Origin of the sequence: Pseudomonas sp. IT-P74 (assembly GCF_949768175.1) — a bacterium.
Classification (GTDB): Bacteria; Pseudomonadota; Gammaproteobacteria; order Pseudomonadales; family Pseudomonadaceae; genus Aquipseudomonas.
This window is the reverse complement of record NZ_CATKQD010000002.1, coordinates 246003-259988: the sequence shown is the minus strand read 5'-3', so window position 1 is coordinate 259988 and position 13986 is coordinate 246003. Positions and strand designations below refer to the sequence as shown.

General features: G+C 61.0%; 12 protein-coding genes. 2 read left to right on the top strand and 10 right to left on the bottom strand.

Annotated elements, in window-relative coordinates:
- Positions 1-118 precede the first annotated feature (118 nt).
- From ACM6J5_RS02690 to ACM6J5_RS02670, 5 genes are all read right to left on the bottom strand, one after another.
- Positions 119-1681: an amino acid permease gene (locus ACM6J5_RS02690; RefSeq protein WP_414927749.1), complete on the bottom strand. Its 1563-nt coding sequence runs from the start codon at positions 1679-1681 to the stop codon at positions 119-121.
- A gap of 175 nt (positions 1682-1856) precedes the next feature.
- Positions 1857-3017, bottom strand: a complete 1161-nt coding sequence (locus tag ACM6J5_RS02685) for an iron-containing alcohol dehydrogenase (RefSeq protein WP_414927748.1) — start codon at positions 3015-3017, stop codon at positions 1857-1859.
- Positions 3018-3020: 3 nt separating this feature from the next.
- Entirely contained in the window at positions 3021-4412 is a 1392-nt protein-coding gene (locus ACM6J5_RS02680; RefSeq protein WP_150674051.1) for an aldehyde dehydrogenase family protein, read from the bottom strand.
- Between the two features lie 7 nt (positions 4413-4419).
- Positions 4420-5793 (bottom strand): glutamine synthetase family protein, encoded by a 1374-nt coding sequence (locus tag ACM6J5_RS02675; RefSeq protein WP_150674052.1) that lies wholly within the window; start codon positions 5791-5793, stop codon positions 4420-4422.
- 269 nt (positions 5794-6062) lie between these two features.
- A complete protein-coding gene (locus tag ACM6J5_RS02670; RefSeq protein WP_150674053.1) occupies positions 6063-7652 on the bottom strand; it encodes a winged helix-turn-helix domain-containing tetratricopeptide repeat protein in 1590 nt (529 codons plus the stop codon).
- A 259-nt stretch (positions 7653-7911) separates the two neighbouring features.
- On the opposite strand from ACM6J5_RS02670, the gene ACM6J5_RS02665 reads away from it, so the two are divergent.
- Positions 7912-8664 carry an SDR family oxidoreductase gene (locus tag ACM6J5_RS02665; protein WP_095943781.1) on the top strand — a complete coding sequence of 251 codons (753 nt, stop codon included), beginning with the start codon at positions 7912-7914 and terminating at the stop codon, positions 8662-8664.
- A gap of 44 nt (positions 8665-8708) precedes the next feature.
- Positions 8709-9122 carry a cupin domain-containing protein gene (locus tag ACM6J5_RS02660; protein ID WP_095943782.1) on the top strand — a complete coding sequence of 138 codons (414 nt, stop codon included), beginning with the start codon at positions 8709-8711 and terminating at the stop codon, positions 9120-9122.
- Positions 9123-9186: 64 nt separating this feature from the next.
- On the opposite strand, the gene ACM6J5_RS02655 is transcribed toward ACM6J5_RS02660, so the two are convergent.
- From ACM6J5_RS02655 to ACM6J5_RS02635, 5 genes are all read right to left on the bottom strand, one after another.
- Positions 9187-9510 (bottom strand): hypothetical protein, encoded by a 324-nt coding sequence (locus ACM6J5_RS02655; protein WP_095943783.1) that lies wholly within the window; start codon positions 9508-9510, stop codon positions 9187-9189.
- Positions 9511-9663: 153 nt separating this feature from the next.
- Positions 9664-10356, bottom strand: a complete 693-nt coding sequence (locus ACM6J5_RS02650; RefSeq protein WP_095943784.1) for an RES family NAD+ phosphorylase — start codon at positions 10354-10356, stop codon at positions 9664-9666.
- Complete coding sequence (locus ACM6J5_RS02645) at positions 10350-10754, bottom strand: antitoxin Xre-like helix-turn-helix domain-containing protein (protein ID WP_057714235.1); 405 nt, start codon at positions 10752-10754, stop codon at positions 10350-10352. Before ACM6J5_RS02645 ends, ACM6J5_RS02650 begins: the two co-directional genes overlap by 7 nt.
- A gap of 125 nt (positions 10755-10879) precedes the next feature.
- Positions 10880-12073, bottom strand: a complete 1194-nt coding sequence (locus tag ACM6J5_RS02640; protein ID WP_414927747.1) for a Fic family protein — start codon at positions 12071-12073, stop codon at positions 10880-10882.
- Between the two features lie 319 nt (positions 12074-12392).
- The gene (locus tag ACM6J5_RS02635) at positions 12393-13889 is read right to left on the bottom strand and encodes a methyl-accepting chemotaxis protein (RefSeq protein WP_414927746.1); all 1497 of its coding nucleotides are present in this window, start codon (positions 13887-13889) and stop codon (positions 12393-12395) included.
- Positions 13890-13986: the final 97 nt, after the last annotated feature.

Genomic DNA, 13986 nt, shown 5'->3' with positions numbered 1-13986 from the left:
TGTCCTGTTTTGGGTGCGGAAATTTCGCCGCTATGTTCCCGTCTTGAAAGAAGTGATTGTCTGGTCCTGAAACCGAAATAGGCCGATTTCCGGACCAGACGAACGTGCACAGCTGTAATCAGCTCCCCGCAGGCTTGTCCAGCGCCGCCTCCGCCGCGGCAATTTCCGCCTGGCGCTTGACGATCATGTCGCCCACCGGCGGCCCCTGGAAGCGCCGCGCTTCAAAACCGAACCAGACGATGGCCGTCAGCACCAGGAAGCCGATGGTGATGTACAGCGCCCAATCGTTCGGTGGCTGGATGCCGATGACGAAAATGATGATCATCGACAGGATCGAGAGAATGGCGAACACCGAGTACCAGAAACGCCCCATGTTCCACGGGCCCATGGTCGGCCACTTCGACGTCCCGAAGGTAAACAGGCCGAGCGCGATGGGAATGGCGAAGGAGAAGAACAGGAAGATCACCGTGCAGGACACCACGATCGTATAGACCGGCGTTGCCCCGACCGAGATCACCGACGATCCCCAGTCGAACAACACCGCGAGGGTGGCACCGGTCCAGATGGCCGCGACCGGGCTGCGATGGGTCGATGAGACCGAGGACAGCGCTTTTGAGCAGGGCAGGCCACCGTCCCGGGAGAACGCGAAGATCATCCGTGAAACCGAGGTGACGGTGGCCAGCCCGCAGAGCACCTGCGAAATGAAGATCGCCACGAAAAGCACCAGTTTCAGTGTCGGGTTGACCTGGGTGTTCATGGCCCAGAAAAACACGTTCCAGCCTTGCTTGGCCGCCTCGTCCATGTTCGGCAGCATCAGCACGAACGCGCTGAGCATCAGCCAGCCGAACAGCAACGACCAGATCACCGACATGACCATGCCGCGCGGCACCGACATGGCCGCGTTGCGGGTTTCCTCGGAGGTATGCGCGGAGGCGTCATAGCCGGTGATGGTGTAGATCGGCAACAGCAGGCCGAGCATGAAAACCCAGCCGTTGGAGACCTGCGGCCAGACGCTGCCGCCTACCTCGCCGGAATAGTTGCCGAAGGTCCACAGCCGCGCGAATTCATAGCTGGGTGCCGACATCAGGCAGACGATGGTCAGGGCCAGCGCCGTGGCGAAGATCAGGTAGCCGGAGAAGTCAGTGAGTTTGGCCGTCAGGCCGATGCCCAGGTGGTTGCACAAGGCCTGCAGGCCGGTGAGGATCGCCAGGAAAATCACCCGGACCGTGGTCGTGTCTTCCATGCCCAGTGCCGGTCCGAAGGCCCCGAAAAAGAAGTAGTAGGTGCCGACGTTGATCGCGCCCAGCACCGTGACCAGCCCCAGCAGGTTGAACCACGCGGTCAGCCAGCCGGTGAAGCGGTTACCGAGGATCGAGCCCCAGTGGTACAGGCCGCCGGCGGTGGGGTAGGCCGAGGAAATCTGCGCCATGGCCATGGCGAATACCCCGGAGATCAGGCAGCCGATCGGCCAGCCGATGCCGATGGAGATGCCACCCGCGCCCGAGGTGCCCTGGGCCAGTGAGTTGATGCCACCCGAGAGGATGCAGATGATCGAAAAGGAAATGGCGAAGTTGGAGAAAACCCCCATTCGTCGTGAGAGTTGCTGGGCATAGCCCATGCTGTGCAGCACCTTGACGTCATTGTCTTGCGCTTCGGTGCCCGGCTGGCTTGCTGGGTTCATGATGTGTGCCCCTTCAGGTTTTGGACAGGCCGAACTGAGCCGCCGTAGGCTCGACCTTGGGTTTCTGTGGGGGCAAGCTTGCTCCGGGCGGAGTTCCGACGATGGGCGTCAACGATGACGCGGGGTATCAGGCTCCCCGCGTCATCGTTGACGTTCATCGCGAGCAGGCTCGCTCCTACAGACGGCCGTGAAACGCCGAGTCGAAAATCTTTGCCACGCCGTCCCGGGTCAAGGGCAGCGGGTTGCCGCCGGCGGAAGGGTCGACAATTGCCATGTCCGCGATCAGGTCGGCCTGCCGGTCATCCACGCCCAGTTCAACCAGGGTGTGGGGCACGCCGATGTCCTTGCGCAGCTTGAGGACGAAGGCCAGGAAGCTGTCGAACCCCGGGGAGGGCAGGCGCAGGTACGCGGCCAGGCGGGTGATGCGCTCCTCAATGGCCGAGCGATTGAACATCAGCACATAGGGCATGAAGGTGGCATTGGTCATGCCGTGATGGGTGTCGTACAGCGCGCCCACCGGATGGGACAGCGCATGCATCCCGCCCAGGCCTTTCTGGAATGCCGTGGCGCCCATGGCCGCCGCCGCGAGCATTTGCGCGCGGGCCTCAAGGTCCGACGGGGTGTGTACCGCCTTCACCAGTGAGTTGGCCACCAGGCGCATGCCTTCCACGGCAATGCCATCGGCCAGAGGGTGAAAGCCGGGAGCGCAGTACGCTTCCAGGCAATGGGATAACGCGTCCATGCCAGTGCCGGCGGTGATTTTCGCCGGCATGCCGACAGTAAGGGCCGGATCGCTGATCACCACGCGGGGCATCATTTTCGGGTGGAAGATGATGCGTTTGGTGTGGGTGCGCTCGTCGATGATCACCGCCGCGCGACCGACTTCGGAACCGGTGCCCGCCGTGGTCGGCACGGCAATGACCGGGGCGATGCGGCTGTCGTCCGCGCGGGTCCAGTAGTCGCCGATGTCTTCGAAGTCCCAGACCGGGCGGGTCTGGCCGCTCATGAAGGCAATGAGCTTGCCCATGTCCAGGCCACTGCCACCGCCGAAAGCGATCACGCCGTCGTGCTGGCCGGCACGCCAGGCATCGAGCCCTCCGGCCAGGTTGGCTTCCACCGGATTGGGCTTGAGGTCACAAAACAGCGCCACGCCAAGACCGGCGGCGCGCAATGCGTCCAGCGCCGCCGTGGTGATCGGCGCGCGTGCCAGGCCGCTGTCGGTCACCAGCAAGGGGCGCTGGATGCCCTGGCTGCGACAGACCTCGGCCAGCTCGGCGATGCGCCCGACACCGAAACGAACGCTCGTGGGGTAGTTCCAGTTTCCTGTCAGGTTCATGGTCTACACCTCGTGACGCAGATGAAAGGATTTGGCCCGGGTCAGGTGCTCGTAGCCCAGAGGCGACAGGGTGACGCCGCGCCCGCTGTTCTTCACGCCGGTCCAGGCCAGTGCCGGGTCCAGGTAATCGCAGCGGTTCATGAACACCGTGCCGGTGGCGATCTCGTTGCCCAGGCGTTCGGCCGCGGCGAGGTCCCGGGTCCAGATGGACGCACTGAGCCCGAACTCACTGTCGTTCATCAAGGCAATGGCTTCTTCATCGCTGGCCACCGGCATGATGCCGACCACCGGGCCAAAGCTTTCGTCGCGCATGACCGACATTTGATGGGTCACGTCCACCAGCACTTGCGGTGCCAGGTAGGCGCTGCCCGGCACGTCGGCGGGAAAGGACTTCGGATCGATCAGCGCTGTCGCGCCCTGGGCCTGCGCTTCGGCGATCTGGCCGCGAACGAAGAAGGCGGCGCCCGGCGTCACCAACGGACCGAGGGTGGTGGCTTCGTCCAACGGGTTGCCCAGCACGTATTGGCGGGTCAGTTCGGCGAAGCGCTCGACAAACACCGGGTAGATTTTCTGGTCGACGTAGATGCGTTCCACGGCGCAGCAACTCTGCCCGGAATTGAAGAAACTGCCGTCCACCAGATTTTCCACCGCGTGTTCAAGGTTGGCGTCTGCCCGGACATAGGCCGGGTCCTTTCCGCCGAGCTCCAGGCCCATGCCGAGAAATTGTCCGCTGGCGGCGCTTTCCATGACTTTGCCAGCTTCCACGGAACCGGTGAAGTTCACCTGCTGCACGCGCCCGGCAGCAATGATCGCCCCGGTCGACACATGGTCGAGCAGCAGATTCTGGAACAACCCCTCGGGCAGCTTTGCGCGACGCATGGCCTCGGCAAAACGCTCGCCCACCAGCAGGGTTTGCGATGCATGTTTGAGGATCACACTGTTGCCGGCCATCAGCGCGGGGATGATCGTGTTCACCGCCGTCAGATAGGGGTAATTCCACGGAGCGACCACCAGCACCGTGCCCAGCGGCTCGCGTTTGATATAGCGCTGGAAACCCGCCTTGGGCTCCGGCTCTATAGCGGCCAGGGCCTGCGGTGCGATGGCGATCATGTGCCGGGCGCGTTCGGCAAAACCGCGCAGTTCGCCGGCACCGTAACGCACCGGGCGGCCCATCTGCCAGGCCAGCTCCGGCACGATGTCGACCTGCATCGACAGCATCGCGTCCACCGCAGCGCTGCAAAATGCCGCGCGTTCGCTCAGTGATCGGCGTTGCCATGACGCCTGTGCGCTGGCAGCCGCCGTCAGCGCTTGCTCGACTTGCGTCGCATCGGCAAGATCGCGTTCGACGTACACCCGGCCATCGACAGGGGAGATCAGTTGCACCTTCGCAGTCATGATGTTCTCAGTAGCGCTCGAAACCGCGCTGCAATTCCCAATCGGTGATTCGCCGGTCGTACTCTTTCTGTTCCCACTCGGCGGTATGCACGTAATGCTCGACCACCTCATCGCCGAACGCCTCGCGCAACATGCTTGAGGCCTTGAGGGCGGCGCTTGCCTCGCGCAGGGTCTTGGACACTTCCGGCAGATGCTCATCGAGGTAGGCGTCGCCTTCGAACGGTGGCGCCAGATCGAGCTTCTCGTCGATACCCGCCAGACCCGCCGCGATTAGTGCGGCAAAAGCCAGATAAGGGTTGAGGTCGGCGCCGCCGATGCGGCATTCGATGCGGATGGACTTGCTGCCCTCGGCACACAGGCGAAAGCCGGCGGTGCGATTGTCGCGGCTCCAGACCGCCCGCGTGGGCGCAAAGGTGCCAGCCTGGAAGCGCTTGTAGGAGTTGATATAAGGCGCGAGAAAACAGGTGATGTCGTTGGCGTACTTGAGCTGCCCGGCGACCCAGGCCCGCATCAGTTTCGACATGCCGAACTCGGCTTTCGCGTCGAAGAACAGCGGCTTTTTGGCGTTCTTGTCCCACAGCGAGTTATGGATATGGCTGCTGGAACCGGCGGCGTCGTAGCGCCACTTGGCCATGAACGTGATCGCCTTGCCCTGCAACTGCGCGATCTCCTTGCAGGCGTGCTTGATGATGACGTGGTGGTCGGCCATGGTCATGGCGTCGGCGTAGCGGATATTGATCTCTTCCTGGCCCGGGCCCCATTCACCCTTGGAGTTTTCCACGGGAATGCCGGATGCCTGCAAGTGCTTGCGGATCGCCCGCAGCACCGGCTCTTCACGGGTGGTCTGGAGGATGTTGTAGTCCTCGATGTAATGGCCGGCGGTTTTCGGTTTGTGATAGTTGCGCTCGTGGATCACCTCGTAGCTCTCATCGAACAGATAGAACTCGAGTTCCGAGGCAAACATGCCGGTATAACCACGCTCGCGCAGACGCTCGACCTGCTTTTTCAGAATCGCCCGAGGGCTGTGGGGCAGGTCCTGGCGATGGTGATGGTCGAGCACGTCACACAGCACCAGCGCCGTGCATTCAAGCCAGGGCACGCGCCGCAGGGTGGACATGTCAGGCTTGAGCACAAAATCGCCGTAGCCCTTGCTCCAGCTGGCCGCGGCGTAACCCGGCACCGGTTCCATGTCGATGTCGTCGGCCAGCAGGTAGTTGCAGCAATGGGTTTCTTCATGGCCGCTGTCGATGAAAAACTCGACCTGGAAGCGCTTGCCGACCAGGCGTCCCTGCATGTCGACCATGCAGACCAGTACGGTATCGATTTCGCCGGCAGCCGCGGCGCGCTTGAGTGCATCAAAGCTGAGGAGGGGCTCGGTCATCACGGCAATCCTGCGTGAAAGGTTTGGGCCAGTCTGGGATAGCTGTTGCAGACGCTCTCCAGAAAAACCCAAAACCTGCAGAACCGAGCATCGTGAGCAACGAGTTGATCAAAGCTTAGCCTACGGTTGCAATGTGTGAATTTTGCCCCCCTGTAGGAGCGAGCCTGCTCACGATGGACGCTAACGATTACGCGTGACTACTGGCTAAACGCGGCGCACTTGAGTCCTTCGCGAGCAGGCTCGCTCCCACAGGGTAAGGTGGGCCGCCTTTACTCCGGCAAGCCAGCCAGTCGCAGTCCATCGACGAAGCGGGCGAAGTCTTCAGGCCGCTGGATTGGCAACCAGCCCTTGAGGGTACCCAGGCGCAAGGAGGGATCGAGCTTTTGCAGACGCTGCATCGCCAGGTTCGCTTTATCCATTCGACCGCCGAGCGCATGACTGGCCGCCACCAGTGCCGCCGCGATAAGCAGACTGGGCAGGTTGCCCAGTGCCTTTTCCGCCCAGTGCGCAGCGGCATCGAAGTGCCCGGCGAAGAAATGTGAGAGCGCCATCCCGACCTGCATCCTGAACATTTCCGGATCCAGCGGACTCAAGCGAACGGCATGGTTCAAATGCTCGATGGCGGCGTCTGTTTCACCGTGCAACGCCCGCAGGATGCCACCCAGGAACCACGCGGGGGCGAGGTTGGGATTGAGCAGGCGCGCCCTGTCGAGCAGTGCAATGCCGGCGTCGACTTCACCGGCCAGATGAGCCAGCGCATGTCCGCCCCGGGTCAACGCGACGGCATCATCGCGGCCGAGGGTCACCGCCAGGCGCGCCAGCCGTATGCCCTCGGCGATTTCCGCGGGCCGATCGTCCATCCAGCCATTGAGCTTGCGCCAGAAGTGGCACCAGGCGGCCATGCCATAGGCCGAAGCAAATTCCGGGTCGAGTTCGATGGCCTGGTAGAACATCGGCAGCGCCTGCTCGATGGCTTCCCGGCTGCCACTGTGCAGTTTTGCCATGGCCCGAAGGTAATAGTCGTAGGCGTCCAGGCTTTCTGTCGGCTTGCGTTTGGCGCGTTCGATTTCTGCCCGTTCCAGTTGCGGGGCGATAGCACCGACGACGCTTTCGGTGATTTGGTCCTGCAGCTCGAAGATGTCATCGAGCAGGCCTTCGAAGCGCTCCGCCCATATGTGCGTCCCGCTCGTCGCATCGATCAGTTGCCCGGTAATGCGCAGCCTGTTACCGCTCTTGCGCACACTGCCTTCGAGTACGTAACGCACACCCAACGCCTGGCCGACGCCCTGGGCGTCCACGGTCTGACCCTTGTAGGTGAAGCTCGAATTGCGCGAGATCACGAACAGCCAGCGGATACGCGACAGGGCGGCGATGATGTCCTCCACCACGCCATCGGCGAAATATTCCTGCTCCGGATCGCCGCTCAGGTTCTGGAAGGGCAGGACGGTGATCGAGGGCTTTTCCGGCAGGACCAGCGTAGAGGAGGGGATTTGCTTCGGGGCAGCGCTCGGGCGTTCATCGATTTCAGGCTGTCGCGCTTCCCCGGTCATGGCGCCGTTGATCCGGCCAACGAAGCGGTAGCCCTTGCGGGCGACGGTGCGCACAAGACGCTGCTCCTCACCGGTATCACCGATGGCCTTGCGCACCGCATTGATGTGGCTGGTGATCGTCGATTCCGAAACGATCCGGTCGCCCCACACCGACTTGAGCAACTCGTCCTTGCTGACGACGCGATCGGGATTGTTGACGAACAGCAGCAACAGGTCGAAGACCTGCGGGCCGACGGCCACGACCTGCCCGCGCAAGGTCAGCTCACGGCGCTCCTGATCGAGTACGTAATCTTCAAACGCGAATGACAAGATGAGCATCCCCTGCGAAGCGCCCTCAACTCCGTGTCCCAGGCGGCTGGCGGTTGGTAACTGGGGGAAGATGATACGGCAGCTCGACACCCGCTGCACCGTCCGCGCCAGGGAATGCTGGACGAACAGCCTCTGCTTTGGACATAAATCCAAGCGTTCGCCAAGGCAAACCCAAGCCCGGAACAAGGACTTGCCTGGTGCGCGCAGGCAATCTCTCTACACCGACGCAATGGTTGCAGTCGACAAGTGGAGAAAAGTCATGAAGATCGTCGTCATCGGAGGCTCCGGCCTCATCGGATCGAAACTTGTGAACACCCTGCGCGAGCGCGGCCATGACGCACTCGCCGCCAGCCCCAGCTCGGGCGTGAACAGCATCACCCGCGAAGGCCTGGCCGCAGCGATGGATGGCGCTGATGTGGTGGTCGACGTGGCGAACGCGCCATCGTGGGAGGACCAGGCCGTTCTCGATTTTTTTGAAACGTCGAGCCGTAACTTGCTGGCCGCCGAAGCCGCTGCCGGGGTTGGTCATCATGTTGCCTTGTCGATTGTCGGCAGCGAACGGTTACCCGATACCGGCTATTTCCGGGCCAAGGTCGCGCAGGAGGCCCTTATCAAGGCGTCCGGCATGCCTTACACCATTGTGCGTGCCACGCAGTTCTCCGAGTTTGCCGGCGGCATTGTCCAGTCGTTCGCCGTTGGCGAGGAAATCCATGCTTCGCCAGCGCTGATCCAGCCGGTTGCGTCCGACGACGTGGTGGCGGCGTTGGCCGATGTCGTGCTGGCGGCTCCGCTCAATGGCACCGTTGAAGTCGGCGGCCCGGAAACCATGCCGATCGACGAACTGGCCAGACGCTATCTGCGGGCGACCCAGGACAACCGCAAGGTCGTGCCGGACGTGCATGCGCGCTACTTCGGCGCCGTGCTCAACGATCAATCGCTGGTCACCGGCAAGAACGCACGCCTGGGAGCGATCCGCTTCGACGACTGGCTGGCCCGGTCGACGGCGCAGTAACGGATCGCACCCTCACATTTCCCTACCAATCCAGGAGAGATCCCATGATTACCCGATTGCTAATGGCCGCTGTCTTCGCCGCGCTCTCGATCAGCGCCGCATCGGCCGCCGAGCCGCCCCCCGGCAAGGTGACGGTGGTCTTCGACCGTCCCATCCCCAACATCCCTGGCAAGAGCATGAGGGGCGTGGTCGTCGAGTATGGGCCGGGTGCCGCGTCGCCGGCCCACACCCATCCGAAAACGGCCTTCATCTATGCAACAGTGCTGGAGGGCTCGTTTCGCATCAAGGTTAAAGGCGAACCGGAAAAGATCTACAACGTCGGTGAAAACTTCGTAGAGGAGCCGGGTTCCGTGCATCTGGTCAGCGCCAACGCCAGCGACACCCAGCCGGCACGCCTGTTGGCGGTGTTCGTCCTCGACACTGAGGAAAAGGTACTCGTCACACCCATCAAACAGTGAGCCACGAAAAAGCCCGGCTGTTGAGGCCGGGCTTTTCGTTGAGTCCTGCGGTCAAGCACTGCATTCAGACAGCGCGGCTTTCGATCAGACGATCCGAACCGCCTTCAGCGACGCGGTTTTGCAGAAGCTTGTCGGAGCCGCCTTCAGCGACGCGGTTTTGCAGGAGTTTGTCGGAGCCACCTTCGGCAACACGTTTTTCCAGCAGGCGATCCGAGCCACCTTCAGCCACGCGATTCTCGATCAGACGATCGGAACCACCCTCGGCCACACGGCTTTCAATCAGACGGTCCGAGCCGCCTTCAGCGACCGCAGGTTGAACAGAGTTTGTCGCGAAAGCGTTAACTGCGAAAACCGAGAAAGCGATGCTGAGGAGGGTTTGGCGTTTCATGATGGTGTGCTCCGGGGTGCTTATGGGTTGGTATGGAGCAGATGTTACGCCGGGGATTTTTTAAGAGAACTTCATTGAAATGATGGTGACTATCGATGCAGTCAATGGATCGAACACCGCGCCTGCAAGCACCATGTTTTTGTGGCGAGGCAATCAGGCTTGGCTGATCTGGCTCACGCTGGTGATCTGCCCATTCCAGACCATCTCGTAATGCGCCGCCTGCACAATCGACGAAACCGGCCTCGGCGTCATCAACGCCCAGCAATGACTGCCCGGCATCCGCACCGAGTGATAACGCAAACCGGGACAACCGCCATCCCGCACCGCGCGCCCCAGCACACGGGAATGGCTGTAGTCGTCCGGGGCGTACACCGGATCACTCATCGGCAGGGCCGTAGCGTCTTTCATCCCGCCATCGCCAAAAACGCAGGCCAACCCACGAAACACAAACCGCTCATAGCTCAGGCTCGGCACCCTCGACCAATACAGCGCCTGGTGATGCCGCACCTCGGCCAGCGCCGCTTCCATCGAGTCCGCCAGGTACAACACGCCAAAACGCCCATCGCTGAAACGCGAACCCGCCGGGTTGACGTGGGTAAAGGGCGCGATGGCGTAGGAGCAACCGGGAATGCCGAACGGTATCTCGCTGCGCGCAATCAACTCCAGCTGACCCACCTCATTCTTCAACCGCGGATTGGTCAATGCCTGAATCTCGAACAACACCTCGAACTCGTCCGCATCCGCCACATCATCAAACAACGCAATGGGCGGAAACTTCGAATTGACCAGGCGATAAGCCTGCAACGACTGAGCGGCAAACACCGCCAACTCACTCGCCATCACCATTGCGCACCCCGCAGCATGTCGATGCGGCGGAAGGTTTCGTACAACGAAATCATGTCGCCCTGGGCCATGATCTCCAACGGCGAACGCCCGTTGAAAAACTCGTTGTCATTGGCCATCGAGGCAAAGCCATAGACGTTGTCCGGGTTGTCGAACACCAGCCGCAACGTCGCGTGAATGTTCAGCACAAAACTGATGCGCTGCATCTGATCCGCATCCAGCGCCACCGCCCAATCCGGGTCACGCTGACGGGCGCGGGTGTAGGTGCTGCGGGAAATACGCAGGATGCGACAGGCCTGGTCGCTGGTGGCTTTCCACTTTTCCAGAATGCTCACGGCGGCGCGCAGGCCGGTGACGCATTGGTTTTTGCTGAAGGATTGAGGTTGCAGGGGGACGGCCATGTTTGTGTCCTTTGGTTGCATCTATAGATTCAAATGTAGATTTAATGAGTCTGTAGAGCAATGTTGGTGCGACGGGTGGACCTGGCGTTCCAACGCATGGGCCGCGATTTTGCTGAGGCTATGTGTTACTGAAACCGTCGATGTAGGTCTGGAAAAACATCCTGTGCAAACCAGGCGGGCAGGCCGGGGGTCACGATTCTGGATTTTGGCGTCCGGCTTTCTACCAGACCGACTTTTATAAGCCTGGATAACTCGTCGATTGCCGGGCGCGGTGTCAGGCCTGTGAACGTCTTGATTTCATTGCGCGGCAAGCTGCCTTGGGTGATTAACGCGATGATCGCGGGTGCACTTTCCGGACGGATACCTTGCTGTAGAAGTCTCTCGTTGTAGCGAAACGCGCGTATTACGCGTTCACGCAATTGGGATGGGTCCACCGCGGCAATCATGTAGTCGACCTGGTCGTGACAAACTTGCAGCATGAACTCAATGAATTCGAAATAACGTCGCTGGGACAATTGACCCCGTCCGTCCAAATCACCTTCTCGTGGGCGGTCGGCCATGGTCAGGGCGCTGTAGTAATCCTGATGCCGTCGTGCAAGGCCGCGTGACAGTGACCAGAGGGTTGGCTCCAGCTCCAGATGTACCAACTGCAAATGAGTGATCAGCCGTGCAACCCGACCATTGCCGTCGGTAAAGGGGTGAACCCAAGCGAGCCTATGGTGGTAGGCAAGCGAAGAAATCAGCTGGCGGCGAGGGTCCGTCTGCCGGCCAAACCCTGACTGAAGGTGTCGTAGCATCGCCTCGACAGCTGAAGCGTCCGGCGCATCATGATTGCCGACGATTACGTTTTGACCCGTGACCGACCGAAGTATGCCGGGCTGCATTATTGAGCCATCTGACAGCGTACGTTCTGCATCACTGGCTCCGCGAAAAAGCCGGTTATGCACAGCGTTCACGAACTCGGGTGCGAACATGTCGCTCCAGGTAAAAGGGCCCCGCTGGCGCAACGTCCGCTCAAACAAGGCTTGCACCGCCATTTGTTCAACCGCCAGGCTTTTGAGTCGCTTGCGATCTTTGACCGGCGCCGTTTGTGCTTTCTGCATATCGGCAGGCTCGGTGTATTGCCCTTCGATCAGATTCGAGTAGTACGTATTGGTGATTTGCAGGAGACGGCCGAGCCGTGCAGCGGTTTCAGGCGGTAGTCGCCCGGCTAGAAACCGGGTCTTTCTGGGCAACGCATCCGCAAGATCAATGATCGATGGGGGTAACGACTCAGGGAGAACCGGGTCCAGCCAGGATTTCGATGTGATTAAGGACATGGCAGTTCGTGTCGTCAGAAATTGTCTTCACAATTTATTTCACATAGGTGATCGTTTAACAAGCCTTATTTTGTTGGGTTTTATGTGAGTTTGTGAGGATTTTTAATTGAACGTACTTCACATTTTATTTCACAATTTTTTTGAAAAAATTCCAGGGTTCTGGAATGCCAATCGCCAGCGAATACAAATACGGCGCCTATTAGGTGCTCGTATTCAATTACTTCGCTGCGGCGCCCTCAAGTAGCGCCTGCAACTTGCCTGGCCTGCGGGTTACCCGCCATTTTTCCCATTGGGAATAAACACCGCGCCTACGGCTGCATCACTGATGAAACGTGCGTCCCAACGCATCCAGCCGAGTGGCAATCGGCGGCAACTGTCGACTGCTCAGCGCCAGCGTTTCCACGTCATCCGCCGTGTTCTGCGCAATGCTCTGCACCGACTGCAAGCGCCCGACAATCTCGAAACTCGCCGAGGACTGTTCACGGGTTGTCGTGACAATTCGCCCATTGAGTTCATCGATCTGCGAGATGTCGCTGCCGACGGCCTGCAACATTGCCGCCGCCAACTGACTGTCCTCGACACAGCGCTCCACACCTTCGCGACTGTCCTGCATGGCCTCCACGGCTTTGCGGCTGCCTTGCTGCAAGGCCTCGATGATGGTCCTGATTTCCTTGGTGGACACCGCCGTGCGCTGCGCCAGGCTGCGCACTTCATCGGCCACCACCGCAAAACCCCGGCCTTGCTCGCCGGCGCGGGCGGCTTCGATAGCGGCGTTGAGCGCCAGCAAGTTGGTCTGATCGGCAATGCTGCTGATCACCTCCAGCACCGTACCGATCTGCTGCGCCTGCCCGGCCAGTACCTGCACGGTCTGGTTGGTGCCTTCCAGGCGCGAGGCCAGCTGGGTGATTTCCTGCCGCGCACGGTTCACGCTTTCCTGCCCTCGGGTGACTTGCGCGCTGGCCTGGCCGGCATGTTCAACGGCATGCTCGACATGCACCACGATGTGCTCCATCGCAGCGCCCATGCGCTGCATCGACCCGGTCATCTGCGCGATTTCCGTCAACTGATGCTTCGCGCCTTTCTCCAGCGTGTTGCTGGCCTTGGCCAACTCCTGGCCCAACTGACCCAGACCCTGAGAGTCACGCACCACACCGTCCACCAGCGCGGTGATCTGCCCCAGGAACTGATCGAAGCGCTGCGCCAGCGACACATGCACCTGCGCCTTGTCACCCTGGTCGGCACCAGTGGTGAACTGGGACGTGGTGGCGAGCATCGTGTCCAGCATGTCCTGGCTCTCCACCGCATCGGCCTGACTGTGCAGCGCCAGATAGAGCAGCGCGACCGTCTCCATCACCACGTAAAAGGCGTGAACGAACACCATTGTCCAGCCACCGTGATGGGCCATCACAAACACCGGAAAACCCTGATGCTGCAGCACATGAAACACCACGTGATGCAGCGCAATCGTCACCGCCGCCACCAGGATCGGCAGCCAGTCCCGATAAAACGTCAACACCGCCAACAACGCAAAAATCCCGAAGTGCGACTCAATGACCCCCTCGGCCTGATTGATATGCAACGCCGCCATCACCATCAAGCCAACGCCGAGCAAACAGCGCATCCACCGCGACCCGCCGATGGCGCGATACAAGAGCGTCAACAGCACACTGGTACCACCGCCCACCAGCAGCGCCTGCTTGAACGTGTCGTGCCAGAGCGCCAGGCCCACCGCGAAAGCGAACATCAGCCAGACCAGGCCCAGCATGATGCGGTCGGCTTTGCGGTAGTGGTCGAGGAAACGAGGGGGGAAGGGCATGTACGCTTACTCCATGTAAATGAGCCAGAAAAAAGCAGGGTTTATGGCAACACGGGACATCGCGAAGGCTTGGATGCGTTGTTAAAGGAGCAGACGT